We start from the raw sequence: 23,321 nt of genomic DNA, 5'->3' as shown, positions 1-23,321 counted from the left end.
AAGCGCGCCGCCCCCTCCACGTCCGGAGGTGCACACCCGCATGTCCCCTCCCCCCGAGGCACCGTCGCAGCCCTACACCTATGTCCGTCGCGAACTGGTGGAACCGGACTGGCGACGGTTTCCCGGTTGGCGGGACGTCACCGGAGCCCAGTGGCGCGACGCCCGCTGGCAACGCGTCCACTGCGTCCGCAACGCGCGCCAACTGCGCGCGGTGACGGGCCCGTTGCTCGTCGAGCGGTTCTACCGGGATCTGGCCGACGACCAGCGCCGGTTCGCCACCATGTCCCCGCTCATCCCGCCGCAGCTGCTCAACGTCATGGCGCCGGCCGCGCCCCTGACGCCGGAGGAGTTCACCGACGCCTTCCTCGCCGACCCGGTGCGCCGCTATATGCTGCCCGTCGCCTCCGACCGCGACCAGCTCTGGCCGAGTCACCCGCACTCCCGGCGCGACTCCCTGCACGAGGCCGAGATGTGGGTCGTCGAGGGGCTGACGCATCGCTATCCCACCAAGGTGCTGGCCGAGTTGGTCGCCACCTGCCCCCAGTACTGCGGCCACTGCACCCGCATGGACCTCGTCGGCCGCTCCACGCCCCAGGTCGACAAGCACCGACTCACGCTCAGCCCGGCGGACCGCCAGAGCCAGATCCTCGACTACCTCACCCGCACGCCGGGGGTGCGCGATGTGGTGGTCTCCGGCGGCGATGTCGCCAATGTGCCCTGGCCGCAGCTTGAGTCGTTCCTCATGCGGCTGCTCGACATCGACTCCGTCCGCGATATCCGCCTCGCCACCAAGGCCCTGGTCGGACTGCCCCAGCACTGGCTGCAACCCCGGGTCGTCGAGGGCCTGGAACGGACGGCCCGCACCGCCGCCCGCCGGGGCGTCAACCTCGCGATACACACCCATGTCAACCACGCCCAGTCGGTCACCCCCCTGGTGGCCGAGGCCGCCCGTACCGCACTCGCCGTCGGCGTCCGCGACGTCCGCAACCAGGGCGTCCTGATGAGAGGCGTCAACGCCACCCCGGACGATCTCCTCGACCTGTCCTTCGCCCTCCAGGACGAGGCCGGCATCCTCCCCTACTACCTGTACCTGTGCGACATGATCCCGCACGCCGAGCACTGGCGCGTCGCGGTCTGGGAGGCGCAGGAGCTCCAACACGCCATCATGGGCTACCTGCCGGGCTATGCCACCCCACGCATCGTCTGCGACGTGCCCTATGTCGGGAAACGCTGGGTGCACCAGGTCACCGACTACGACCGCGAACTCGGCATCTCCTACTGGACCAAGAACTACCGCACCCACCTCGAAGCCGACGACCCCCAGGCCCTCGAACACCGGTACCCCTACTACGACCCCATCGCCACCCTCGACACAACCGGCCGCAAATGGTGGGCGGGCCCTCAGTGAGACTCCCGACCCGCCCGGCGTGGCCTTCCCGCCGAGCGGCAGTGCGGCAGTGCGGCACGGTCTCCGGCATGATCGGCGTCATGAACGCCGTGCCCAGGGTCCGCGATGAGGGCCACCCCTACCAGAACCCCGCGCTCCCCGTGGAGCAGCGGGTCGAGGACCTTCTCGGGCGGATGACCGTCGCGGAGAAGGCCGGCCAGCTCTTCCACACCATGATCGCCATGAAGCCCGACGGCTCGACGGTCGAGAAGGGCGACCCCGGCATTCTGCCCATCGACACCACGCAGCTGCTGCATGGCCGGCACATGACCCATTTCAACCTCCTGGGCACCGGCGATCCGGCCGCCATGGCGCGCTGGCAGAACACGGTCCAGGCCATGGCGGCCGAGACCCGCCTCGGCATCCCGGTCACCGTCTCGACCGACCCGCGTCACGCCTTCACCGACAACGTCGGCGCCTCGTTCAACGCGGGCGCGTTCTCCGCCTGGCCCGAGCCGCTGGGCCTCGCGGCGACGCGCGATCCCCAGCTGGTGTACGAGTTCGCGGACACGGTCCGCCGCGAGTATCTGGCCGTCGGGTTCCGCGTGGCCCTGCACCCGCAGATCGACCTGGCCAGCGAGCCCCGCTGGTCCCGCCAGAGCGGCACCTTCGGCTCCGACGCCGCGCTCACCTCGCGGCTGGTGCGCGCCTATGTGCGCGGCCTGCAGGGCGACCGGCTCGGCAGCCACTCGGTCTCCGCCATGGTCAAGCACTTCCCCGGCGGTGGCCCGCAGAAGGACGGCGAGGACCCGCACTTCCCGCACGGCAAGGAACAGATCTACCCGGGCGGCATGCGCGATCTGCATCTGGAGCCCTTCAGGGCGGCGATCGACGCCGGATGTGCGCAGATGATGCCGTACTACGGCCAGCCCGTCGGCACGGACTGGGAGGAGGTCGGCTTCGGTTTCAACAGGACCGTCATCCAGGGGCTGTTGCGGGATCGGCTCGGCTTCGACGGCATCGTCTGCACCGACTGGGGTCTGGTCAGCGACGCGGAGATCTTCGGCGAGGTGCACCAGGCGCGTGCCTGGGGACTGGAGTCGCTGTCGGACCTGGAGAAGGCGGCGCGGATCCTGGACGCCGGCTGCGACCAGTTCGGCGGCGAGGCACGGCCCGAACTCGTCGTGGAACTGGTCGAGTCGGGCCGCGTCCCCGAGCACCGCGTGGACACGTCCCTGCGCCGTCTCCTGCGCGAGAAGTTCGTCCTCGGCCTGTTCGACGACCCCTATGTCGACGTGGACCTGGCCGCCGAGACCGTCGGTCGCGCCGACTTCACCGAGGCGGGCGCCCGCGCCCAGCGCCGCTCGCTGCCCCTGCTGACCAACACCGGCGACACCCTGCCGGTGACCGGCCGGCCCAAGCTGTATGTGGAGAACGTGGCGGCCGACGTGGCCGGTCGCTACGGCGAGCTGGTGCCGGGTCCGGCGCGGGCCGATCTGGCCGTGCTCCGTCTGCGCACGCCCCACGAACCCCGGGCCAACGCGTTCGAGTCACTGTTCCACTCCGGCCGGCTGGCCTTCACCGACGAGGAGCTGCGGCCGATCCTCGACCTCCTGGACGCCGTCCCGACGGTCGTGTGCGTCAACCTGGAGCGGGCCGCGGTCATCCCGGAGATCGCCACGCGTGCCGCCGCGCTGATCGCCGACTACGGGGCGAGCGACGCCGCGATCCTGGACATCGTCTTCGGCCGGGCCAGACCGGAGGGACGCCTGCCCTTCGAACTACCCCGCTCGATGACGGCCGTCGCGGCCTCGCGACCCGATGTCCCCAACGACACCGAGAACCCCCTCTTCCCCCACGGAGCCGGCCTCACCCTCGACTGACCGGCACCGCCCAACAACGTTCGCGATCAATACACTTGGACCGATCCGTCCGGGCCTGCGGCCGGATCGGTGCGATCGTGGTCCGAGCCAACCTGCGCTCGAAGCACTCCGCCCGGCCACAGCCGACTTCACACAGTCAACTCGGACAGTCATCCCGCGGACGTACCACCACCGACTCGCTTAGCCCTGTCTCCCGGAGAAACTGTCCGATGATCGCCTCACCAGGAAGATCCGAGACAGCTGTCAGGATGTAGCCGGGCGCCGGAGGATGTTCCTCATGACGGGCCAGGACGGCGATATCACCCGTCTCAAGCCTTACGGGGGTGGACAGCCACCCTCCCAAGCCGTCCGTGACTCGGTCGGGAGGCCCTTCCCCCAGCCGCCGCACATACGCGTCACTCACCAGAATCTGAGCCACGTACTCCTGCCGCTTTCCGCGCAGTTCCGCCTCGTCGATCCTTCTCATCAGCTGAACTCCGTTACAACGACGGGGATGTCGCCCCATCCTGACTGTCATAGCGAAGTTGTCCCACCCCCGGGTCAACTCCCTCCTCCCGGGGCGGGCGTCACCGGGCAGTGCCCCACGGTATGCCCGTGCGGTGGGCCCCCGGTCCTCGGGTAGGTGCCCCGGAACTGACCGGACTCGATGACGTTCCGGTCCCCGACGCGTCCTGGGACGCGTCGGGGACCGCGCGCCACGGCCGGAAGTGGTCGCGTGTCGTGTCAGCCGCGGGTCACGGGCCTGTGGTGTGGCGTTCGTGGGAGTGCGGGTAGAGGGCTTCCATGCTTTCGTGGTCGACCTCGCGCTCCAGGTCGGCCACGGTGGCGAAGCTGAAGCACACGATCATGCGCTCGGCGTCGTACCTGAGGGTCGAGACCCGGTGCAGGGCGGTGTCGGCCTTGAGCAGGTAGGCGTTCCCCACGGCGGGATGCCTGCGGATGACCGGGCCGGCGCTGACGAACTCCTCGACCCTGGGATTGTCCTGGTCCCAGGGCACGCCCTTGACGTACTCGAGACTGCCGCCGTTGTCCTCGTCGGGCATCTTGAAGATCCACACCAACGCCCAGGTGTAGTCGTCCCAATGCCAGCCGTGCACGTCACCCGCCTTGTGGAGCCGGGCGGCGATGTACTCCTCGGGCACATAGGGGACCGGCAGGACCTTCTCCCCCACGATCGCTTCCAGCAACTCGTAGAGCGCCGTGGAACGGAAGATCTCCGGAACGACGGTGCTGCCCTGGGTGAGTGCGTCGCGGTCGATATTGCTGTACTTGCGTGGCGTGTTGCCGCTCTGCTTGATGATGAGGTCGCGTCGCTGGGCCTGCTCCGCGAACAGTGCTTCGAGTTCCTTGAGGGCGGTGGCGTGGATCTCCTCCGGCATAAACGCGGGAAGCTCCGCGTAGTCGTCCGTCTGGTAGGACCGTCGCAGTTCAGGGATACGCCCCCACACCTCGTCCGAGCGGAGATGCCGCTCAACCATCTGACTGAGATTGACCGCATTCGACAAGATGGCCTCCGAGTCCATCGCGGTACATCTGAAAACGCGCGGTCATCGCCAGAAGATGACCGTGCAGCGGGCAGTCGACGTTCCGGGGCGTGCATTCACGATATGCCGCCGCCCGGAGAGAATCCGCTTCCGGCAGAAATGAGGCGCCCCGACAGTGTGTACGATCCCCGGCCCCGCTCGCGCTCAGGCGGCAGTTTGCCGTCCGCATATTCGGAACGCGACCGACCGCAGCCCGGACCAGGCATGTTGCCGGGCGGACGGCGGTCCGGCAGTACCGGCGCGAGGGTTCTTCTCTACCCGGGGTCCATATCGGGCGGACCAACCCACTATTCGACGTGAAGCCACTTCGGACACCCCCCGCCAGGGATCGGGATACACACGCTGGCTTACGGCTGTCGCCTCGCCGCCATTTCCCACAAACTCACGATCGCCAACAGCGACCGCAGCTTTCCCCGCACCAGCAAATTCACCACCCCATGCTGGAACACCAAGAAAAGCTAGCACGGCCCGGCACAACCCAACAAGACGGACTTCCCGCGAATGAACGGAATAGGAGCGGAAACAGAACCGCGCGCCCCGCAGTGCGCCGAGAGCGCCGTTTCTCGCGACGGGCGGAGGGCCGCGAGCCCCGGAAAGGCCAGGTGATCGCAGGGGAATCGGGGGTGGCGCGGCGCGGGTACACACCCGGACAGCCGGGGCATCGCGCGCGAGAGATCACCCCTCTGCGGCGGCCTGATCACTGACCGGATTCCGACGTGCCGTCCGCACAGGTGGGCCGGTCGTGCCCCGGACCGGACCGGCCCCCGGGCACGGTCCCGCGTTCCGTCAGCGGGCCTCCGCCTGGGGCGCGTCCCTCGGACCGCGCGCACGGGCGTGCGCCATGAGGAGCAGGGCACAGCTCAGGGCGGTCAACGCGCCGACCGTGACCAGCACGGCCTGGACGCCGGCCCACGCCGCCAACAGGCCGATGCCCAGTGCCGGGGCGAGGCTGCCCCCGGCCTGTACCGCCCGCCACAGGCCCATCACCGAACCGTGGCGCTCCTGGGGAACGTTGTGCAGCAGCTGGTAGCGGGAAGCCGGGCCGAAGAAGGCGACCGAGATGCCCCACAGGGTCACGCCGAGGAAGGCGTACTCCACACTGCGGGTCACGACGTAGAGCACCTCGCTGACGCCGATCAGCGCGAACGACCCCCAGAGCACGGCCGGGTGGCGCAGCAGTACGGGGACGCGCAGCAGAACGGCGCTGACGGCCAGCAACCCGCAGCCGAACGCCGCCTGCAGGAGGGCGAACGTGGTGATGCCCCGGCGCAGGACGTCGCTGACATAGAGGATTTCGAGCACCGCGAAGGCTCCGAAGGAGACCCAGGCGAAGGCGGCGGCCAGCAGGATGGCACGGACCGCCGGATCGGCCACCGCCGACCAGGGCGCGGTTCCTTCGGCGTCGGCCGCGTGGCCGCCCTTGCCCGGCACTTCGCGCACCATGCCGAAAAGCAGCGCCGCGGCACCGAAGATCCCGCAGACGAACGCGAAGGTCCAGCGTGGCCCCAGCTCCGCGATGGACCAGGCGGCCAGCAGCGGGCCGGCGATGAGGGGGACGTTGCCGGCGAAGCCCAGCCAGGCGCTGGAGCTGTGCAGGCTGGGCCGCTCCTCCAGCCAGCTGGGAAGCGAGTCGGCGGCGGGCAGCGCGAAGGCGCGCGCGCATCCCTGGAGGAACAGCAGGCCGGTGAGGGCGGGCGGTGACTCGATGGCGGGCGTGAGGGCGACGGGGGCCGCCGCCAGCACCGCCAGCAGCGAGGCCGTCACCGCGACCCGGCGAGGCCCTGTCCGGTCGATGACCCGGCCGGCGTATCTGCCGAGCAGCACCGGCGGTGCGCCCCAGGCGATGGCGATGACCGCCAGGAACACCGCACCGCCGCCCAGTTGGTAGGCGGCCGCGCCCTGCGCCCCGATCAGGACGACCCAGCCGCCCACACCGCTGAGTGTCTGCGCCGTGATGACCTGGCCCATCTGACGACCCGCCACGTACGCGTCACCCCTTCAGCATGTGCGGCGCTTCACCGCTGGTCGCTCCGGTAGAGGCCGTCGCGTTCCAGTGCCCTGATGGCCTGGTAGTCGGCCTCCACCACGGCCGGATCGTCGTGGAGCAGGTAGAGGAAGCCCGGCGAGGTGAACAGGTCGACGGTGCGCCGCACGGGCGTACCGGGCGTCAGCTCACCCATCAGTTCGGTCACCGAGGGAAGTTCGGCGAGTCTCGCGAGCCGTGCGGCGTCGCCGAGCCGCCCGTTCGCCGGCGCGATCAGCGAGACCACGTTGAGGCACCGGTGCAGCGGGTAGGGCCGGTCGGCGATGCGGTCGAAGGCATCGGGGTCGGTGACCGCCTCCACCGTTGCGAGCACATGGTTGCTCCCCGTCGCCGCACGGACCATGTCGGGGGCGATGGTGCCCTGCATGCGCGCGGCGGTCTCGATCAGCACCGGCCCCCCGGCGGTCATCATCAGCTCGGTGTGCGCGGGCCCCCAGCGAATGCCCAGAGCGTCGAGCACCCTGGTGACGTAGGAGACGAGCGTCTTCTGCGCGGCGCCGTCACGGGGCAGCAGCACCTCCCGGTCGCATGCCTGCCCGGCCCCTTCGACATGGACGCGCTGGTCCTGCCAGATCTCCAGCACGCGGTGGCGGCCGTCGCGGCTGACGGTGTTGACGAAGTACTGGACGCCGTCGAGGAATTCCTGGACGAGTACGTCGTCGTTGCGGCTGCCCATCATGTTGGTGCGGCCCAGCAGCGCCGCCGTGGCGCGCAGTACCGCCGGGGTGTCCTGGCAGAGCAGCACACCGTCGGCGCCCGCGCTGTCCACGGGCTTGACGATCACGGGGAAGCGGGCGTGACGCGCCAGCCATTCCCGGATCCCGGCCTCGTCGCTGGTCCGCAGCGTCCGGGCGTGCGCGAGGCCGGCGTCGGCGAGCGCCCGGACCATGGCGAACTTGTCGCGTCGACGCGCCGAGGTGGCCCCGCCGTTGCCCGGCAGGCCCAGCGCGTCCGCCAGCCGGTCGGCCAGGAGCACGCCGACCTCGGTGCCCGGCAGCACCCAGCGCACCCGCCGGGCCCGCAGCCGTTCGACGGTGGCCGGAAGGTCGCCGTGGTGGACGATGACCTCCTCGAAATCGCTGACGACGGTCCCGCCCTGATAGAGGGCGGGGTGGTCGGGGGTGCTGACCACGGCGACGGCCCGCCAGCCGGCCCGCGCGAACTCCGGGGCGAGGTGCGCCCCGGTGGAGAAGGGGTCGACGATCGCGACAAGGGGGCCGGGGGTCACGCCAGGACCCCCGCGTCGGTCAGGGCCCCGGCCAGCAGGTTGGCCGTGGTGTAGACGGCGCGCCCGCCGGCCGGATGCTCCGCGAGATGGTCGGCGAACACCTCGCCCACCGCCGCCAGCCCGTCCGCGTGGTCGGCCAGGGCCGCAGCGAACTCGCTCATCCGTGTCAGGGGCAGTTCGACGGCCTCGGGCGTCCCGGCCTCCCAGAACCCGTCCGGCAGGTCACCGAGCTTGCCGAGGTAGCCACGGGTGACCCGGTCCCCGGCCTGCCCGACGGGCAGGGGCCCCGGCCGGTGGCGGGACGCGAGCCGGTCGGGCGCCGAGGTGTCGGTGAAGCGTACGGTTCCCTCGCCGGGGTGGGCGGCCAGCGTGGCGGAGTAGTAGTAGTCCATGCCGAGCGCGGCGGCGTGGTCGTCGCAGGTCTTCAGCAACTCGGCCTGCGAGCGACCCGGGTTCAGCGGGCCGGCGTAGTGCGCGGTGAGCCCGTTGCGCACGGCCACCCGCACCCGGCTGTCGGCACAGACCTCGATGTCCAGGCGTCCCCGGGCGGCGAAGTCGCGCAGCTCCGCCAGGAGCAGCGGCCCCGCCGCGGTGCCCAGGCTCTGGAACCGCATCAACAGGCGGGGGGACGGGCCGGCTTCGGCGGCGGGGCGCAGCCACGGGAGGGCCACCGCCAGCAGGTGGCGGATCAGCCGCAGGCCGTCGGGGCCGCCGTCGCCGGCCGCCGAGTAGCGTAAGCCGTCGGGCACGGGCACGCCGGGAAGGTTGGCGACCACGGTGTCGTACGGCACGGCGGGCGCCAACGTGAGGAGGTCGGCGCGGCGGGCGTGCACCCGGTCGGCCACTCCGTTCAGCCGGGCGGTCACCTCGGTCGCCGTCACGCACAGCGGATCGATGTCGACACAGTCCACCCTCGCGCGGGTGCGGGCGAGGGCGGCGGCCACGATGCCGGAGCCGGAGCCGATCTCGATCACCCGGCCGCCGGGCCGGGCGGCGAGCACTCCGTCGAGGAAGCGCAGTCCGTCCTCGCCGAGGTAGACGCCCGGCTCGCCCTCGACCCGGTCGCGGACGGCGAGGAGGCCGCGGAACCCGGTCAGCTGCCAGCGGGACGTGTCCAGGCCCAGCGCCTCGGCCCCGGAACTCCCGCCATCCGACGCCGGTGCGACGCCGTGTGCCGCCGCGACCCAGTCGGGGAGCTGAACGGGCAGTCCCCGGCGGCTGGCGTCGCCCAGCCATGGCTCGTACGGCAGGCGGGCCGCCCGGCGGGCAGCGTCCAGGTGGGCGATGAAGGCGAGAGGGGTACGACGGGGAGCAGGCTTCACCGGGACCTTCGTGGGGTGAGGGCGAGTGGGTGACGAGAAGTCGGGCACTGCCTTGACGGCGCACATCGCCGGTCCGGACGGCAAGGGACACCCGGCGGGCCGGGGATCGCGCACTCCGCAGTGTAGTCGCGCGAACACAGCTTGAAAAGCTGCCCCCGGGGCCCCGCCGGCGCCCTGCGGACCACCCGTTGCCCCCGTCGCCCAGGTGGTCATCGACCCCACGCGGCTGCCCCGGTCCGCCCGACCTCCCCGTCACCTCGCACCGCGGCGCCCCCCTCCCGGTTCGGTGACACCGTCCGCGCGACGCGTTCAGGTTCCCCACCGGGAGGGGGACGCCGGGGCAGCACGGTCACCCGCGCTGCGCCCCGCTCGTCGGGGCCGCGTTCAGCAGAGCCCCAGACGCCGCAGCGCCCTGCGTTGGGCCGGTGCCGGGTTGGCCGGGAAGTACAGGTAGCAGACGCCCCCCGTGCCGCCCCTGACCTGGCCGTTCTCGTCGTAGCGCTGCGTCCGCAGCCAGATGTTCTCGAACTGGCGGCTCGGGATCGACCACCAGCCACGATTCCCGCTGCACACCCTTGACCAGCAGCTATCCAGCTATCTGGTTCTCTCTGGTCCTACATATTGCTCGCCATTCCACTCCCTGAGAACTCCCTGGCTCCCTGAGAACTCCCTGGGGAGTCAGTAGAAGACGATCCTGACCACGGTGACCGTCAGCACGCTGCGGCTGACGTAGTACCGCACCGCGACCCCGGCGACCGTCACGTCCCGACGGTCCCGCTCACCCCGGATCGGCGCGGAGCCGCCGCCATAAGGGTCGGCCGCGAGGGTGCGCATCGCGCCGTCGAATCTGGCCCGCAGGTCGGGGGCCATGGCCTTCCGTGACGCCGCTGCCGCGGGGGCGTACTCGATGCGGTAGGTCACGCGGCGCCGGCCGCCTCGTCGTCCGCCGGCACGGCCCCGGAGTGGTCACCGCGCTCCAACCGGCGGAACACGGCCTCGTCCTCCTCGCCGGCCGCAGTACCGCGCAGCGCCCAGCGGGCCAGCACGCCCACCAACTGGTCGGCCGGCGTCGTCTCCACCTCGGCGGTGAACTCGTCGCGCTCGGCCGCCGGCAGGGACTTGCGCACGGCGGCGATCGTGCCCGGCAGCTCCACCAGCTGCCCGTCAACGTGGGTCTTCAGCGTCGGGTGCATGGAGCCACGGTAGCGGCGATGCGCCCAGATCGGGACGACGCGGGCCACGGGTGCGGACACGGCGGGCTCCTCGGAACGGCGACAGGAAGAGCACCGTAGACCACTCAGGGCCAGCAACTGAACACGAAGGGGCAGTATCGAGACATCGGGCGGTGGCGACTCCCGCGCCCCGGCCAGCCCGCCTCACGACAGTTCGCACCGCAGTTCCCCACCTGGAAGACTGCCCGCCGTGACCGTCGCCGAGTTCATCGTCGAGACCCAGTGGACCCTGCTCATCCTCCTGCTCGCGACCGTGCTCACGGTCGGCATGGTGTGCAGCGAGAAGTTTCGGGAGGCCGTCCTGAAACGCAACTGGCGCGCGGGGGTGGATGGAATCTCCAGCGAGGTAGCCGCCCCCGCGAGCACCACGGAGGCCATCGAAGCAGTCGTGAACCCCGCACCGGATGATTCTGGCACCGAGGACAGCGTCAGCTACCGCAAGGGAGCTGTTGAGAACCTGGTCAAGGAAGCGGCCCAGTGGGGGTGGAGGCAGGCACGTGCGGGCAGCGACGAACCGCCAGCACCCGGGATCGACTGGGAGGCGGACGGCGGCCCCAGGGTCTACAACTTGCCCGAGGGGAAGAGCCTGGAAGATGCCGCTCAATCCCTCGCCTCACACCTCGCAGCCCCCGCGATCAGAGAATTCCAGGAGTCTCCGGCGATGGTTGAACTTCGCGAGTCGATGCGCCGCGCTCTTGAGGGTCGGTCATCCCGAGGTTGATCCCCCTTCCGCGTAGGCGGTGCAGCCTTTCGACTCCCGCTCGAAATCGCCCCGTTGCCGCCCCGGCCCCCGCTACGCCAGCCTCAGGCCCGCACTAGCGGCCCAACGAGAGGAGAGCGCGGCACCATGTGGCCGTTCAAGCGTGAGCGTCCGGTCAGCGACTACCAGCGACGGAAGGTCGACTTGCTGGCGAAAGCCGCCAGTAGCTCGGAGGTGGTACTCGTCTGCCATCCAGACACCTGGCAATTCATCGTTGAGCGGTGTTCCGAGAAGGAGGAGCACTTCAGCGCTCCCACCGAGGAGGCAATCTCAGCAGGGGAGGATGGCCGGGTTCGCGTCCCGGTCTCCGGGAGGACGCTCGCCGCGATCCTCAGCCGGATGACCTTCGACGCCGCCCCAGTCGACTACGTTAAGGCGATCAACGGGATCGCGACCCATGTCAAGGACTCGATCACCAGCGCCTTGGAGGGTGATCACCCCCAGGAGATCGTGATCGACGCTCATCCGAACGACCAGGCACGTTGACACACCTCCGCCCCGGACCATGGCAGTTGGCCCGGGGCGGAGGTCGCCTTCGGTCAGGCGCCGATGGCGGTCTGCGCGCCATCCTCGAACGCGCGGACCACCTCGACCATCTCGCTGTACACCTGCTCCAGCAGCGGCCGGTCATCCTCGGAGTACACCGCCACCTTGTCGATCCGCGACCCCGCCGGGCCCGGAATCTTCTCCGGCCGGCGGCCGTGCACCTTCAGGTAGCGGTCCGACGCTCGCCGACCGAACGGCGACTGGAACTTCGTGACCGTCTTCGGCTTGTGGCCCTTCTCCGCGAGGAACGTCGAGGCGTACAACGGCGTCTCCGCCGCCTCCAACTCCGGCCGCTCGCCCATCACCCGCGCCATGATGATCTTTCCTGTGGCGACGGCGTAGGGCTCCGGCAACACCGGCCGCAGGATCGCCAACACCTCCGCCTGCTCCCGATACGGCAACGGGCCAGCAGCGGCCGTCACCTCCCGCCGGCCAGGAGCATAGGCCCCCGTCCGGCGAATCTGCGGAATCACCTCATGCGTGATCCAGCGCTTGAACGCCTTCGCCTGCGGCTTCCGAGAGCGCAGGATCAACGAGTACAGCCCCGGCTCGTTGACGACGTAGGTGTTCGGCTGGTGCCGCCCCGTCGAATCGACGACTTCAGTAGTACTGAACTCATCCTCGTCCAGGCCGCGCAGGGCCTCGGTGACGTTCTTCAAGGTGAGAACCTTCAGGACGTCGGCGGCCACCCACCACGGCTCGCCGTCGACCAGCACGGTGCGCACCTCGGCGCCCTCGAACGCGAAGACCTGGGGCTCACCGCTCACTGGGCGACCGCCCGCCGAGCCAGCACCCGCAGCTGCTCCGCGAACGCCTCCAGCGAGTCGGCGAACGTGGCCACCTCGGCGGCCGGCACCGACATGCCGCTCCCGTCCAGGACCAGCATCACGTCCGGCGCGTCCGCGTAGTCATCGTCGATCGCCAGCCGGGCCTGGAACGTGCCATCCCGCCACCCCGCCGGCATCACCAGCTCGACGGCCTCCGACTCGTGCACCGTCGGGAACCGGTCGCCGTGGTCGGCGCACCACGAGTAGTGGGGGGTGGGGGCGACGGGGGCGGGGGTGGTGGGTTGCTTAATTCTATGAGTCGCTGTACTCATGACTTTGACACCTCTCTGCTGAGGTCTTGTCGATCAGCGGGCCACACACCCGCTCGGTCATCCGATGGATTGGCGTCCACCGGTCTTGCGGCGCCCGGGGCATCCCAACTGCCCCGGGCGTTCGTGCTGTTCAGAGACGTTAGAGCGAGTGGACAGGCCGACGCGAATCCGCCCCTCAGCCACCGCGCGCTTTCGCCAGCATGTCAACCGGTAGAGCACCCTGATCGCGGGCGGCAAGTCACCCTGGTGGCCGTCCCAGGGTTGACCGAAATCCCCCGGCCATCTCAGACGCTAGGTCATGATCCGCACCGGCAGGTCGCGAACCAGAAGATGCCGCAATGTGGGACATTTTCCATTCTTCTATTTTCCCTGTCGCAGCAGGTCAGGCGAGCCGAAGGTAGGAAACCGGCGAAACCGACCTACGGCTCGTAGCGGAAGTCGACACCAGCCGGCGGCGACCGAAACCCGCCCCTCACCCGCCCGACTCGAACCGCAGACGAGCAACGTGGGCTACGGGGCGCGTCGTGAGACGAAGAGGCCGAGGCCACCTCTATGGACGAGCACTCCTTCGCGGAGCAGGCGGTCGGTGGCGGTCTCGGCCGTGCTCAAGCTGACGCCGACCGCCGCCGCCATCACCTCGCGGCTGGGCGTCTTCTGGCCGGGCCTCCATCGCGCGGAACGGATCTCCTGTCGGATCAGCTCGGCGAGGGCGTCGGCCTTCCCGCGCTTGATTCCCGCGAGGCTGGGCCAGTCGTTGCCCAGCTGGGCCGTCTCGAAGTTGTCGCGGTTGTTGTGAGCCGGCCGTTCGGACTTGATGGCGGCGACCTCGGCGACCTCGGCCGTCCGGCGCGAGGTGAGCCACTCGACTTCCCGGCGGGAGATCTGCCGGCTCCACGGGCTGAGCTGTTGGTGCTCCCTCCAGCGCTGATCTGGGTCCTTGCTGATGCCGACGTAGAGTAGTCGGTCGCGCTCGTCGTAGAAGCGGTAGAGCGCGGTGCGCTCGGAGGATCTCGGCATGGCGTCCTTTCGCGCAGGAAGCTGCGCCACGCTCCGTGTGGAGCGGGTGACGCCAAGACGGTAGCCGCTTAATCGCATCCATATCAAGCGGTTGCGTGAATCCAGGCACAACTCAGCCCTCCGTCCATGGGCGGAGGGCTGGTAGAGGTGCTGGTCAGTTCGCCGTGATGCTATAGCTCGCCTTGTAGATGTGCCCCGGCTTCACCAAGAGGGTGACCTCGATCGGACGCCGGTTGTCGCTGAAGACGACACGGAAGAGATCCAGGACCGGGATTTCCCCGGGGAGTTCGAGGAGCAGGTACTCCTCCGTCGTAGCGAAGCGCGTTCCCCAGATGTCGTCCTGGCCGCGCGTGGGGTACCCCATCTGCTCCAGTAGCGCCGGGGACCCGCCGGGGATCTTGCGCCGGTCGGCAAGGCGGGTGCCGTGCGCCAACTCCAGCGGGTAGTACGACCACACGACCTCAGCGGGCGAGTTGTCCAACAGTCCGACGCGTTTCCTCAGCTGCGCCCGGCCGCCCTCCTCCAGGTCGAACACTTCGCGGACTCGCCGCGGGGGCGCGACCTCCGCGACCTCCAAGATGCGGTTGCTGCCCTTCTGGGACCGCTTCTCGGCCTCGCTGATCCACGAGTACGGCCGCCCGGGGGCGGCCGGGGTCATCAGGGAGGCGGGGGCGATCTCCATCGGCGCCCTGTCGCGGACGAAGACGCCCTGCCCGGAGTGGCCGACGAGGAGCCCTTCCGACTTGAGCTTCTTCAGGGCCCTCTGGACGGTCACATTGGAGGTGCTGAACTGCCGGCACAGCTGCTCCGTGGTGGGGAGTCGCCGGCTGGGCTCCCACTCCCCGAGCATGATCAGCCGACGGATCTCATGAGCGATGGTGTCCGCGATCGGACGCGGGTCCGCTCGCTCCTCAGGCGTGGTCACTGAACCTCCAGTTCATAGCGGAGGCGTCGCGGGGCCTTCATGACCATGAGCGATGCCTCAACAGGTGTGTGATCGGAGTAGGTCGTGCGGGTGAGCGTGAGCACGGAAGCCCCGGCGGCGAGGCAGAGGAGCGCGCCCTCCTCGTCGCTGGCGATCCGCTGCTCGATGTACTCGACGGCTCGGGTGCCCGGGTAGCCGAGGTCGGCGAGAGCGGTCGGCGCCCCGCCACGGATCTTCTTCGAGCTGGCCAGCGCTGTGCCGGCGGCGATCCGTGATGGGTAGTACGAGCTGGCGATTTCGATCGGTTCCCCGTCGAGGAGGATCAGCCGCCGCCGCACTACCGAGCTGTCCCCAGCGGCCAGGTCCAACAGCTTGGCGACCTCCAGCGGCGGGGCGACGTCGTCAACGGCCAGCAGTTGCTGGCCGCTTCGTCCGGGTGCTGCGCTGGTCCAGGTGTCGCTCTCTCCGTGCGTGCGGGGACGCAGGTATGCCGCCGACGACGTGGTCCACTTCTCGGCCATTGTGCCTCCTGCTCATCTCCGGCGGTCCGCGGTCTGACCTCAACCTTAAGACCTTGATGCGCCAAGAAACCGGCCACGCCGTGGACTCGCGTGACCCGACACGCTTGATACCTGGATAGTCATGCGCTTATGGTTCTCCACGAACGCGACAACTGCGATTAGGAGTCCTGATGCTGCGTGTGAAGGAGGTCGCCGACCGTCTGAGAGTCCACCCCGCCACCGTTTACCGGTGGATCAACGACGGCCACCTCCCGGCCGTGCGCTACGGCCGGCCCGTGGTGGCCGGAGCGGCCCGACGCGGTGGAGGGGCGATCCGAGTGCCCGAGGAGGCGCTGACCGAGTTCGCCGCCCCCGCCCCCGTCCCTGACGCCGTCCCGGTGTTGGCGGCTTGAAGTGGAGCGGCCCTCGGGGAGCGGCTACTCCCCGGGGGCCTGGTGATCAACCCCGTTCTCAACCCAACTCGTGTCGAGAGAAAGAGAGATCAACGTGAAGCGTAGTGGAAGCGCGCTGTTCGACGGCGACGCCGCCGGCAGCAGTGAGCTGGCCCGCGCGGCCCGGTCCCGCACCACGGTGGCGGATGCCGACGGCGCCTACCGGGCCGAGCTGCTCACCGAGTACCTGCGGGTCCAGGGTGACCTGGCGCGGGAGATCGAGCTGTTGGCGCATGCGCAGCGGTACGACAACGCGCACCCGACCGAGGAGCCGTTGGTGGCCGAGCTGGTCGCGGCCGTCGAGGGCGACCAGTACGAGGTGGCGGCGTGAGCGGGCAGCGGACGGCCGACTGGCCGGCGGGCGTCATCGCCCGCTACGCGACCGTCGGCGGCGGATTTGTGGATGTGGCTGAACGGTCCGGCCAATACAGCAAGCCGGAGCCGACGGAGACCGCTGCGTCGTGCAGCGGCTGTTCGACGGTACACGTGGTCGACTGGGGCTGGTCTGCGTACCACGACGAGTTCGGGACGGGGCTGCAGCCGGACTTCGACGAGGGCGGGCGGTGCTCGACTCCGGAGGCCCGTGAGTGGGCGCAGTCGCACGCCGAGTCGTGCCGCGCCCTGCCCAGGCCGGGGGGTGCGTGATGAACGACCCGAGCCTGTACACGGCGGTGCGGCCGGCGGTGTCGTCGCCGGCTGGGTGGCGGCGGCGTGCGGCTGAGGAGGCGGACGCGTCCCGGCTGTGGACGGGCATGGACGGCGGCATCCTGTCGGGCCGGGAGTTGGCTGATCTGCTGGCTGGCGCGCGCGAGCATCTGGTGCGGGTCGGCTGGGAGCCGGTGCCGTTCGAGGGGATCGTCGGCGCGCTGATGGACGTCTCCAGCGGCGACCTGGCGCTGTGGTCGGCGGCCGAGCGGCTGCTGGAGATCGTGCTGGCGGCCCGCTCGACGGTGGCCACCTGGGGTGTGGACCTGGACGCGTGGGAGCGCCGGACGGGCCGCACCTGGGCCGAGGTGTCCGAGCTGCTGACCACCGCCGCCCAGTTCGCCCGCGAGCACGGCCCCCAGGGGGGTGCGCGGTGAGCGAGCAGACGCCGGCGGAGGCGGCGGCTGAGGCCGCGAAGCGCGCGGAGGAGCAGCGGCGGCAGGCCGAGGCGGACCTGCGGGCGCACGCCGCGCAGGTCGCCGCCAGCACCTCGCCGCTGGAGAAGACCCGGTGACGGACGCCGAGCTGGGCCTCCAGCTCGCCGCCGACGGCGAGGCGGAGGCACGGGGGATGCACCCCGACGACCGCCGCACCTGCCACACCCACCAGTGCTGGGCCGCCGACTGCGCGGACCACCCGATGCACGCGGACCCGCACGGCCACGTTCTGCGCGGTCTCCACCGCACCTGACCATCACTCAGCCCCGGACCCGCCGCGATGGCGCCGGATCGGATCCGGCCCGGGGCGCGCCCCCCACCCCCATCTGAGAGGACATCATGCGAGACACTCTGCGCCCCATCAACTACCGCACCGCTGGCGGGAACACCGTCACGGTCGAGCTGAGGCAGTTCGAGCTGTGGCGCTCCGCTGTAGCGGAGGCCCGGTGCGGCGGCTGCCACGAGCAGAAGACGGCCCGGCTGGACCGTGACCGGTTCGGCCACAAGGTTGCCAGCGACGCAGACCAGGACGTCGTGAACTCCCTGCTGCCGTGGGCCGGGTCGCACGCGAAGTCGTGCCGGGCGCTGTGATGGGCGCCTCGATCGTGGCGGCGCTGGCTGCTCTGTCCGGCGTCGGGATCACCACGCTCACGCAGGGGTTGCGGGACCGGTCTGGTCTGCGACGGGCGGCGCGGGAGCGGGACCGCAGGCTGGTGGCGGATCTGCTGGCCGCGGTCCGGGCGCATCGCGCTCAGCAGTATCTGAAGATCGCGGACCGGCGGGAGGGGGTCGCCGACTCCCGGGAGGCCCGCGCCGAGCGGTACGCCGCCCGGTCCGCCATGTTCGACGCGCTGGATGACGTGGTCCTGCTGATTGCCGACGCCGAGGTTGTGGCCGCCGCTCAGGTGGCGGTCGACGCGGCGGTCGCGATCGGTGACCTGCCGAATACCGTCCCGGACTACGAGATCGAGCTGGCTGCGGCCGGCGGCCGGGCCCGTGAGGCCCACACCCACCTGCGGCAGACCGCCGCATCGAACATCTGAGGAGGGCGAGATGCCCGAGAACAGGATCGACGGCTCCACGGCGGAGACCGTGGTTCAGGCCGGCGAGGTCAAGGGGGATGTCAAGGCGGCCCCGATCGTCGGCGGCAACAACTACGGCGTTGCGATTGGCGAGTCGCACGGCCCAGTCCACACCGGGACCGGCTCCATCATCACCAACAACAGCTGACCGTCTGGCGGTAGCCCACGCGTCCCGGCGCATCCCGGGGCGGGTGGAGATCCGCCAGTGGATCACGGACACGACCACCCAAGGACTGATCATGCACATGACACGACTAGATCGACGGTGGGCGAAGGCCCGCACCGTCCCCGATCTGGCCGGGTTGACGGCCGACTGGCTGGAGGGTCGCCTGCCTGGAGGCCACCCCGGCGGCTACGACCGACCCGACGAGGAGACCACCGACCTGGTCCCGGACCTGGCGCGGCTCAACCGGGCCGGCTGGGCAACCGACTGCAGCCAGCCCGGCGAGTCCGGGCCCCGGTGGGACCAGCGGGCCGCCGTGGACGGCTGGGTCGCTGACGACCGGCTGTGTGACGAGATCGCTCATGTCGCCGACGGGTGGGGCCTGATCGTCGTGCGGCAGTCCGACGAGGAGTGCATCGGCCCGGACACCGGGGTGCCGGTCACCCGTGCCGGCGGCCGCGCCGAGACCTGGTTCGGACGGCGTCTCGCCGGTCGGGACCTGCGGCACTCGCTGCCGGGCCTGCATCGCCGCGCCTACCGGGCGCTGGACGGCGCGACCTACCTGACCGTGGTCGACCCTGCGTGGGGTCGAGCCGACCGGCTGTGGCACGTGCTCGACAGGGCGGTGCGGTGATGCTGCTCAGCTACTTCTGGACCGTCGAGGGCGTGATCGTCGGTCAGGGCCAGTTCAGGGCCAGTTCAGGGCCTACGGGTCCTCCGTCGCGACGCCCGGCACCAGCGAGGACGATCTGAAGGCCGCCATCGCCCGCGACATCGCGGGACAGCGTGACGTCGCCGAACCGGGCGACGTCATCGTCGGAACCCTCCGCTACAGCGTCGGCTGACGCGTCATACCTACCGAAAGGAACTCCCTCATGGCGAAGATTTACAACCCCGGCACGTACATGGCGTCCTTCCTGATCGTCTGGGCCGAGCGCGGCCCGGCCGGCCAGGACGCCAACCACCGAGTCACCCGCGTCACCCTTGACCGGCCTACCTCGGAGGCCGTGATCCGCAAGTACGTCGTCGACCTCGCCCTCCAGGACATGAAGGCCGAGCGCCGTCGTCACCACGTCACCGAATTCCGCATCACCCGCGCCTGACTACCGAGAGAGGACCCCCATGTCCACCACTGATTTGGCCCGGCTGGCTGGCGCGGTGGCGACCCGGCTGGACAGCATCCACGGAGTGATGCTGCCGCTGGTGGTGCTGCTGGCGACTGCCATGGCCGTGGTCGCCGTCCCCGTCGTCGCCTCCGGAGGCGCACTGATCATCCTGCGGCGCGGCGTGCGGAGCGCCTCCAACTGGCAGCCCAAGCGGGCGCGCCGGGCGGGGGGTGTGCGGTGAGCTGGGCCGAGGACCGCCGCGCCGACCGCGCGGCCGACGCCGAACAGAAGCGCCTCGACGCCGCCGCCCGCGAGGAGTTGGCCCGCAAGCGGCGCGAGGAGGAGGACGAACGGCAGCGCGCCAAGAAGGCCGACGAGAAGCGCGAGAAGAAGCAGCGCCGGAAGGACCGCCGCGAGCGGTGGGCCACCACCCGCGCCAGCCTGCTGGCGAACCTGGACACCAGCCTGGCGATCGTCGCGATGACGTGCTCGATCGGTCCGGCCTTCTACTTCCAGCTGAAGGCGATGATCGGCGCCGGGGCGCCCCTGATGGTCGCGCTCGCGCTCGCCATCATGCTGGAGTCCGGCGCCCAGGTCGCGACCATCACCGGCGAGAAGGCGAAGCGCGACGGCCGGCCGGTCGGCCCGCACCGCATCGCGATGTGGGGCTGCGCCTCGATCGCCGCCGGCATCAACGGGATGAAGGCGCCGGCCATGTTCCCCGGCGCCAGCTGGATGGTCATCGTCCTGGCGCTGTCCTCCTACGGCGGGGTGGCGTTCTGGGAGCTGCGGAGCCTCGGCCGGCACCGAGGGAAGGGCGCCCGCACCAAGCAGCAGCGCGCCGAGGCGAAGGCCCGCCGGAAGCACGAGAAGAAGCGCCGCAAGGAGAAGCCGGTTTGGACCCGGTACGAGGAGATCCTCACCGCGCACCCCTACGGCACGGTGGACCGCGAGGAGGCGTGGGCCGAGGCGTGGCAGGACGTGACCGGGGCGCCGCTGGGTCAGACCGTGGCGGTCGTCGCGGGCCGGCTCGCCGCTACCCGTGCGGTGGAGCAGACGGTTACCGATGCCGGGCACACGCCCGAGTCGCTTGCCGTCGAGGCGTTCCTGCGCGACGTGTTCCCCGCCTCTGGGAGGGGCGACGACGGCGAGGGCGGTATCCCCCTGCGCAGTCCCTCCGGTGGGCCGTCTGGCGGCGCCCCCGAGGCCGCGAAAACCCTTGGGCGTAAAGGGAAGCAGGCGTCTGGACGTGCCTCGTCGAAGACCCCGCAGAAGCCCATCGAAGAGGCGGACCTGGAGAAGGTCCGGAAGTTCGCCGATGCGCTCGGCGACACCTCGAAGCTCTCCGCGCGGAACGTCCGCGAAGTCCTCGGCGGCGGCGCCAACGAGTACATCATCCGCGTCCGCGATGCGGTGAAGAAGGAGCGTGAAGACCAGTGACGACCGAGACGATCCAGACGGCTGTCGAGCCGTCGAACGTGGTGCAGCTGTCGGACCGCCGCCCGACCATGCCGGCGGACACGAGCGTGGGCACGATCCGGATGCCGGAGGCGCCGCACGCAGAGCAGTTGCCCGACGCGTCGGTGAGGCCCACAGTCCGCGAACGCCTCGGGCAGGCGGCCACCGTCACGGGCGCCGCCTGGACATGGCGGCACGGCACGTCGATCGCCCGCCTGACCGCCCTCGGTGTGGCCGTGCCAGTCCAGCGCGCCTGGGACTACGAGCGTGCCGGCGAGGTCGCCGATCAGATCCGCCTCGCACAGGAAGAGCTGCGCCTGTGTGTCGACCCGCAGCGGCGCCGTGAGCTGGACACGGAGATCGAGGAGTTGCGGGCGCGCCGTCAGCGCGTCGCTGCCGCCCGTCACCGGGAGCACGCCACCCTCGCCGGGCTCGGCGCGGGCGGGGCCGCCGTGGTCGCCCTCCTCGTCGCCACGGTGATGGTGGGGCTGGTCGTGCCCGCCGGGGCGGCAGCCCTTACCGGCACCGCGGCCTACGTCGCCGGCCGCAGGGAGCAGGCCCGGCGCGACAGCACGGTGTCGCTCGGCGCGGCCAGCGGCAGCAGCAACGGCGGCGGGACGGGGCGGCCCCAACTGCCCACCGGCGGTGGTGACGATGAGGGAGGGGAGCGCGACGAGCAGCCGGCGCAGGTCGCCACTGCCCCAACGCGCCCCCTGTTGGGCGAGGAGGTCATCACCTCCGCACTGCGGACAGCGGGCCTGCTGACCGACAGCCAGGCTGTCGAGATGGTCGGCCTGCCAACCCCGGCCGGTGAGGGCGCTGTGGAAGCTACGTTCGCCCTGCCTGGCAAGACCACGGTCGCTGACCTGCTGGACAAGTCCGACAGGGTCGCGAAGGCGTTCCGGGTGCCGAAGTTGCGGATGGACATCCGTGAGGGTGAGCACCCCGGACAGGTCCGCCTGTGGTTGGCGTCGACCGACCCGTTTGAGCAGGCGGTCCCCTCCCCGCTGCTGGCCAATGCGGTGCGTCAGGACGTGTGGCACCGGGGCATCCTGATCGGCTTCAACCGGCGCCGGCAGCCAATCGCGCTCCGTTTGCGGCACGTCATGGCGCTGCTGGGCGGGATGTCCCGCACGGGTAAGGGCATGATCCTGCGCTCTCTGCTCTGCGGCCTGGCCCTGGAACCCCGCTGCAACATCCGCCTGGTCGCTGGCGCGAAACCGGGCGAACACGTCGGCTACGGCCGGGTGTGCAGCACGTTCTTCGGTCGCCGCCCGAAGAGGCTGATCCTCCTACTGGAGGCGCTGTTGGAGGAGGCATACCGGCGGGAGGAGTACCTGGAGGACCAGGGCCGCGCGAAGCTCTCCGAGGCGGATCTCGATGAGTTCCCGCTCGAAGTGCTGATCATCGACGAATACAAGCAGTACGCGAACTCGTCGGAGCGCTACCTCGACCCGAGCGACCCCAAGGGGGAGCGCACCCTGAAGTGCGCCGACCGGATCGCTGAACTCCTCGAATCCCTTGCGGCGTTCGCGGCCGCGCTGAACATCACGGTGCTGATCTCGACACAGGACCCGGACGCCAACACCATTCCGCGCGGCTACAAGTCCAACTCCGGCGCTCGGGTTTCCACCCGGACGGGTGGGGCCGCGCAGACCAACGCCATTTTGAAGGACGGCGCCACGGGCGCCGGCCTGCGCGCCCACGACATTCCCGAATCCCTCACGGGCGCGGCGATCGTGGACATCGATGGGAACGCCGGGGAGTTGATCCGCGGCTTCTTCATCGAGGACGAACACTACGACGGCGCGCGGCCGTTGATTGACGCCGGCGTGGAGCTCCGCCGCGAACTGGGCCGGTTGCCGGGCCAGTTCGCGGATCCGATCGAGGCTGAGCTGGTGGCCTACACCGGGTACACCTCAATGGCTGGCGGGCCGGGCGGTCGCGGCCGACCGGGAGAGCCGGCGGTGACTCCCGACGCCGGGGAGCTGGGTGTCATCCAGCTGATGGTGGCAGTGTTCCGCGCCGCTGGCGAGGACGGGAAGCCGGCCGACCGCCTGGCCACCGCTGACCTCCTGCCCCGGTTGGCCGACATGGCGCCGGGGACCTGGTCGCCGGAAGCCCTCGCCGCCGGCGGGGACGACCAGGCTGGCTATGTCCGCGCTGGCGGGACGGCGTTGCGCAAGGCGATCGAGGAGGCGCTGGCCGGGACCGGCCGAGAGCTGCCCGTGAGGCAGTGGAGCAGGGGAGGCCGGGCCAACGGCTACCTGTGGGCGGACGTTCAGGCCGTCGCCGGGATTGTCCTGGAATAGCCGTCGGTACGGGGTCGGTACGCCTCACAAACCCGCAGGTCAGAGACGGGACGATGCCGGTACGCCGCCCCTGGTGGTCGGTACGCGTACCGACCGGATCGCTGGCCGTACCGACTCCA

General features: G+C 70.5%; 30 protein-coding genes and 1 pseudogene. 18 read left to right on the top strand and 13 right to left on the bottom strand.

The window, feature by feature from the left end; all coding sequences use genetic code 11:
• Nucleotides 1-40: 40 nt before the first annotated feature.
• Both AOM46_RS26230 and AOM46_RS26225 read left to right on the top strand, forming a co-directional pair.
• Nucleotides 41-1,408, top strand: a complete 1,368-nt coding sequence (locus AOM46_RS26230) for a KamA family radical SAM protein (protein WP_062215824.1) — start codon at nucleotides 41-43, stop codon at nucleotides 1,406-1,408.
• A 68-nt stretch (nucleotides 1,409-1,476) separates the two neighbouring features.
• Nucleotides 1,477-3,270, top strand: coding sequence for a glycoside hydrolase family 3 N-terminal domain-containing protein (locus tag AOM46_RS26225; RefSeq protein WP_234314015.1), 1,794 nt, complete (start codon nucleotides 1,477-1,479; stop codon nucleotides 3,268-3,270).
• A 136-nt stretch (nucleotides 3,271-3,406) separates the two neighbouring features.
• Here the strand turns inward: AOM46_RS26225 and AOM46_RS26220 are convergent, their stop codons facing one another.
• The 8 genes and pseudogenes from AOM46_RS26220 to AOM46_RS26185 form a co-directional block, all read right to left on the bottom strand.
• Complete coding sequence (locus AOM46_RS26220; protein ID WP_062215822.1) at nucleotides 3,407-3,736, bottom strand: hypothetical protein; 330 nt, start codon at nucleotides 3,734-3,736, stop codon at nucleotides 3,407-3,409.
• Between the two features lie 268 nt (nucleotides 3,737-4,004).
• Entirely contained in the window at nucleotides 4,005-4,748 is a 744-nt protein-coding gene (locus tag AOM46_RS26215; protein ID WP_158920669.1) for a hypothetical protein, read from the bottom strand.
• 852 nt (nucleotides 4,749-5,600) lie between these two features.
• The gene (locus tag AOM46_RS26210; RefSeq protein ID WP_158920666.1) at nucleotides 5,601-6,797 is read right to left on the bottom strand and encodes an MFS transporter; all 1,197 of its coding nucleotides are present in this window, start codon (nucleotides 6,795-6,797) and stop codon (nucleotides 5,601-5,603) included.
• Nucleotides 6,798-6,829: 32 nt separating this feature from the next.
• Nucleotides 6,830-8,086 (bottom strand): ATP-grasp domain-containing protein, encoded by a 1,257-nt coding sequence (locus AOM46_RS26205; RefSeq protein WP_062215817.1) that lies wholly within the window; start codon nucleotides 8,084-8,086, stop codon nucleotides 6,830-6,832.
• Entirely contained in the window at nucleotides 8,083-9,408 is a 1,326-nt protein-coding gene (locus AOM46_RS26200; protein WP_062215816.1) for a 50S ribosomal protein L11 methyltransferase, read from the bottom strand. Before AOM46_RS26200 ends, AOM46_RS26205 begins: the two co-directional genes overlap by 4 nt.
• Nucleotides 9,409-9,792: 384 nt before the next feature.
• A pseudogene (locus tag AOM46_RS26195) lies at nucleotides 9,793-9,942 on the bottom strand (peptidase C39 family protein); the annotation flags it as partial.
• A 144-nt stretch (nucleotides 9,943-10,086) separates the two neighbouring features.
• Nucleotides 10,087-10,329 carry a hypothetical protein gene (locus AOM46_RS26190; RefSeq protein WP_062215813.1) on the bottom strand — a complete coding sequence of 81 codons (243 nt, stop codon included), beginning with the start codon at nucleotides 10,327-10,329 and terminating at the stop codon, nucleotides 10,087-10,089.
• Nucleotides 10,326-10,661 (bottom strand): hypothetical protein, encoded by a 336-nt coding sequence (locus AOM46_RS26185; RefSeq protein ID WP_062215811.1) that lies wholly within the window; start codon nucleotides 10,659-10,661, stop codon nucleotides 10,326-10,328. Before AOM46_RS26185 ends, AOM46_RS26190 begins: the two co-directional genes overlap by 4 nt.
• 169 nt (nucleotides 10,662-10,830) lie before the next feature.
• On the opposite strand from AOM46_RS26185, the gene AOM46_RS26180 reads away from it, so the two are divergent.
• Both AOM46_RS26180 and AOM46_RS26175 read left to right on the top strand, forming a co-directional pair.
• On the top strand, nucleotides 10,831-11,361 hold the full coding sequence (locus AOM46_RS26180; RefSeq protein ID WP_062215809.1) for a hypothetical protein: 531 nt from the start codon (nucleotides 10,831-10,833) through the stop codon (nucleotides 11,359-11,361).
• A 126-nt stretch (nucleotides 11,362-11,487) separates the two neighbouring features.
• Complete coding sequence (locus tag AOM46_RS26175) at nucleotides 11,488-11,886, top strand: hypothetical protein (RefSeq protein ID WP_062215807.1); 399 nt, start codon at nucleotides 11,488-11,490, stop codon at nucleotides 11,884-11,886.
• 53 nt (nucleotides 11,887-11,939) lie between these two features.
• Here AOM46_RS26175 and AOM46_RS26170 read toward each other — a convergent pair whose 3' ends face one another.
• The 5 genes from AOM46_RS26170 to AOM46_RS26150 all read right to left on the bottom strand — a co-directional run bounded on the left by AOM46_RS26170 (nucleotide 11,940) and on the right by AOM46_RS26150 (nucleotide 15,508).
• Complete coding sequence (locus AOM46_RS26170; protein ID WP_199824065.1) at nucleotides 11,940-12,671, bottom strand: Bro-N domain-containing protein; 732 nt, start codon at nucleotides 12,669-12,671, stop codon at nucleotides 11,940-11,942.
• Nucleotides 12,672-12,709: 38 nt separating this feature from the next.
• On the bottom strand, nucleotides 12,710-12,940 hold the full coding sequence (locus AOM46_RS26165; RefSeq protein ID WP_062215803.1) for a hypothetical protein: 231 nt from the start codon (nucleotides 12,938-12,940) through the stop codon (nucleotides 12,710-12,712).
• Between the two features lie 615 nt (nucleotides 12,941-13,555).
• Nucleotides 13,556-14,062 carry a GIY-YIG nuclease family protein gene (locus tag AOM46_RS26160; RefSeq protein ID WP_062215801.1) on the bottom strand — a complete coding sequence of 169 codons (507 nt, stop codon included), beginning with the start codon at nucleotides 14,060-14,062 and terminating at the stop codon, nucleotides 13,556-13,558.
• A gap of 154 nt (nucleotides 14,063-14,216) precedes the next feature.
• Nucleotides 14,217-14,987, bottom strand: coding sequence for a GntR family transcriptional regulator (locus tag AOM46_RS26155; protein WP_062215799.1), 771 nt, complete (start codon nucleotides 14,985-14,987; stop codon nucleotides 14,217-14,219).
• Nucleotides 14,984-15,508, bottom strand: a complete 525-nt coding sequence (locus AOM46_RS26150; RefSeq protein WP_062215797.1) for a UTRA domain-containing protein — start codon at nucleotides 15,506-15,508, stop codon at nucleotides 14,984-14,986. The genes AOM46_RS26155 and AOM46_RS26150 overlap by 4 nt, the downstream gene beginning before the upstream one ends.
• Before the next feature lie 170 nt (nucleotides 15,509-15,678).
• Between AOM46_RS26150 and AOM46_RS26145 the strand changes: the two genes are divergently transcribed.
• The 14 genes from AOM46_RS26145 to AOM46_RS26090 all read left to right on the top strand — a co-directional run bounded on the left by AOM46_RS26145 (nucleotide 15,679) and on the right by AOM46_RS26090 (nucleotide 23,202).
• Complete coding sequence (locus tag AOM46_RS26145; RefSeq protein ID WP_062215795.1) at nucleotides 15,679-15,900, top strand: helix-turn-helix domain-containing protein; 222 nt, start codon at nucleotides 15,679-15,681, stop codon at nucleotides 15,898-15,900.
• A 94-nt stretch (nucleotides 15,901-15,994) separates the two neighbouring features.
• Nucleotides 15,995-16,270: a hypothetical protein gene (locus AOM46_RS26140; RefSeq protein WP_062215793.1), complete on the top strand. Its 276-nt coding sequence runs from the start codon at nucleotides 15,995-15,997 to the stop codon at nucleotides 16,268-16,270.
• Entirely contained in the window at nucleotides 16,267-16,584 is a 318-nt protein-coding gene (locus AOM46_RS26135) for a hypothetical protein (protein ID WP_062215791.1), read from the top strand. The genes AOM46_RS26140 and AOM46_RS26135 overlap by 4 nt, the downstream gene beginning before the upstream one ends.
• Nucleotides 16,584-17,021: a hypothetical protein gene (locus AOM46_RS26130; RefSeq protein ID WP_158920663.1), complete on the top strand. Its 438-nt coding sequence runs from the start codon at nucleotides 16,584-16,586 to the stop codon at nucleotides 17,019-17,021. The genes AOM46_RS26135 and AOM46_RS26130 overlap by 1 nt, the downstream gene beginning before the upstream one ends.
• Nucleotides 17,018-17,158, top strand: a complete 141-nt coding sequence (locus tag AOM46_RS34280; protein ID WP_158920660.1) for a hypothetical protein — start codon at nucleotides 17,018-17,020, stop codon at nucleotides 17,156-17,158. The genes AOM46_RS26130 and AOM46_RS34280 overlap by 4 nt, the downstream gene beginning before the upstream one ends.
• Complete coding sequence (locus AOM46_RS26125; protein WP_062215787.1) at nucleotides 17,155-17,334, top strand: hypothetical protein; 180 nt, start codon at nucleotides 17,155-17,157, stop codon at nucleotides 17,332-17,334. Before AOM46_RS34280 ends, AOM46_RS26125 begins: the two co-directional genes overlap by 4 nt.
• Before the next feature lie 86 nt (nucleotides 17,335-17,420).
• Entirely contained in the window at nucleotides 17,421-17,672 is a 252-nt protein-coding gene (locus tag AOM46_RS26120) for a hypothetical protein (protein WP_062215785.1), read from the top strand.
• Nucleotides 17,672-18,124 (top strand): hypothetical protein, encoded by a 453-nt coding sequence (locus AOM46_RS26115; RefSeq protein WP_062215783.1) that lies wholly within the window; start codon nucleotides 17,672-17,674, stop codon nucleotides 18,122-18,124. The genes AOM46_RS26120 and AOM46_RS26115 overlap by 1 nt, the downstream gene beginning before the upstream one ends.
• A gap of 10 nt (nucleotides 18,125-18,134) precedes the next feature.
• Entirely contained in the window at nucleotides 18,135-18,311 is a 177-nt protein-coding gene (locus tag AOM46_RS34275) for a hypothetical protein (RefSeq protein WP_158920657.1), read from the top strand.
• Nucleotides 18,312-18,408: 97 nt separating this feature from the next.
• The gene (locus AOM46_RS26110; RefSeq protein WP_158920654.1) at nucleotides 18,409-18,960 is read left to right on the top strand and encodes a hypothetical protein; all 552 of its coding nucleotides are present in this window, start codon (nucleotides 18,409-18,411) and stop codon (nucleotides 18,958-18,960) included.
• Nucleotides 18,961-19,201: 241 nt separating this feature from the next.
• Nucleotides 19,202-19,429: a hypothetical protein gene (locus tag AOM46_RS26105; protein ID WP_062215779.1), complete on the top strand. Its 228-nt coding sequence runs from the start codon at nucleotides 19,202-19,204 to the stop codon at nucleotides 19,427-19,429.
• Nucleotides 19,430-19,448: 19 nt separating this feature from the next.
• Entirely contained in the window at nucleotides 19,449-19,673 is a 225-nt protein-coding gene (locus AOM46_RS26100; RefSeq protein ID WP_062215778.1) for a hypothetical protein, read from the top strand.
• Nucleotides 19,670-20,872: a DUF2637 domain-containing protein gene (locus tag AOM46_RS26095; RefSeq protein WP_062215776.1), complete on the top strand. Its 1,203-nt coding sequence runs from the start codon at nucleotides 19,670-19,672 to the stop codon at nucleotides 20,870-20,872. Before AOM46_RS26100 ends, AOM46_RS26095 begins: the two co-directional genes overlap by 4 nt.
• The gene (locus AOM46_RS26090) at nucleotides 20,869-23,202 is read left to right on the top strand and encodes a hypothetical protein (RefSeq protein WP_062215774.1); all 2,334 of its coding nucleotides are present in this window, start codon (nucleotides 20,869-20,871) and stop codon (nucleotides 23,200-23,202) included. Before AOM46_RS26095 ends, AOM46_RS26090 begins: the two co-directional genes overlap by 4 nt.
• Nucleotides 23,203-23,321: the final 119 nt, after the last annotated feature.

The sequence above is a fragment of the Streptomyces sp. NBRC 109706 genome (genome assembly GCF_000974485.1).
Lineage (GTDB): Bacteria > Actinomycetota > Actinomycetes > Streptomycetales > Streptomycetaceae > Streptomyces.
The sequence above is the reverse complement of the archived record's forward strand: the minus strand, read 5'-3'. Positions and strand labels throughout refer to the sequence as shown.

What these genes read in the sequence shown, in the direction of transcription:
- AOM46_RS26110 (WP_158920654.1), top strand. Translation starts at nt 18,409, where the DNA reads ATGACACGACTAGATCGACGGTGGGCGAAGGCCCGCACCGTCCCCGAT.
- AOM46_RS26220 (WP_062215822.1), bottom strand. Translation starts at nt 3,736, where the DNA reads ATGAGAAGGATCGACGAGGCGGAACTGCGCGGAAAGCGGCAGGAGTAC.
- AOM46_RS26215 (WP_158920669.1), bottom strand. Translation starts at nt 4,748, where the DNA reads ATGGTTGAGCGGCATCTCCGCTCGGACGAGGTGTGGGGGCGTATCCCT.
- AOM46_RS26175 (WP_062215807.1), top strand. Translation starts at nt 11,488, where the DNA reads ATGTGGCCGTTCAAGCGTGAGCGTCCGGTCAGCGACTACCAGCGACGG.
- AOM46_RS26150 (WP_062215797.1), bottom strand. Translation starts at nt 15,508, where the DNA reads ATGGCCGAGAAGTGGACCACGTCGTCGGCGGCATACCTGCGTCCCCGC.
- AOM46_RS34275 (WP_158920657.1), top strand. Translation starts at nt 18,135, where the DNA reads ATGCCCGAGAACAGGATCGACGGCTCCACGGCGGAGACCGTGGTTCAG.
- AOM46_RS26105 (WP_062215779.1), top strand. Translation starts at nt 19,202, where the DNA reads ATGGCGAAGATTTACAACCCCGGCACGTACATGGCGTCCTTCCTGATC.
- AOM46_RS26130 (WP_158920663.1), top strand. Translation starts at nt 16,584, where the DNA reads ATGAACGACCCGAGCCTGTACACGGCGGTGCGGCCGGCGGTGTCGTCG.
- AOM46_RS26160 (WP_062215801.1), bottom strand. Translation starts at nt 14,062, where the DNA reads ATGCCGAGATCCTCCGAGCGCACCGCGCTCTACCGCTTCTACGACGAG.
- AOM46_RS26120 (WP_062215785.1), top strand. Translation starts at nt 17,421, where the DNA reads ATGCGAGACACTCTGCGCCCCATCAACTACCGCACCGCTGGCGGGAAC.
- AOM46_RS26145 (WP_062215795.1), top strand. Translation starts at nt 15,679, where the DNA reads ATGCTGCGTGTGAAGGAGGTCGCCGACCGTCTGAGAGTCCACCCCGCC.
- AOM46_RS26115 (WP_062215783.1), top strand. Translation starts at nt 17,672, where the DNA reads ATGGGCGCCTCGATCGTGGCGGCGCTGGCTGCTCTGTCCGGCGTCGGG.
- AOM46_RS26230 (WP_062215824.1), top strand. Translation starts at nt 41, where the DNA reads ATGTCCCCTCCCCCCGAGGCACCGTCGCAGCCCTACACCTATGTCCGT.
- AOM46_RS26225 (WP_234314015.1), top strand. Translation starts at nt 1,477, where the DNA reads ATGATCGGCGTCATGAACGCCGTGCCCAGGGTCCGCGATGAGGGCCAC.
- AOM46_RS26100 (WP_062215778.1), top strand. Translation starts at nt 19,449, where the DNA reads ATGTCCACCACTGATTTGGCCCGGCTGGCTGGCGCGGTGGCGACCCGG.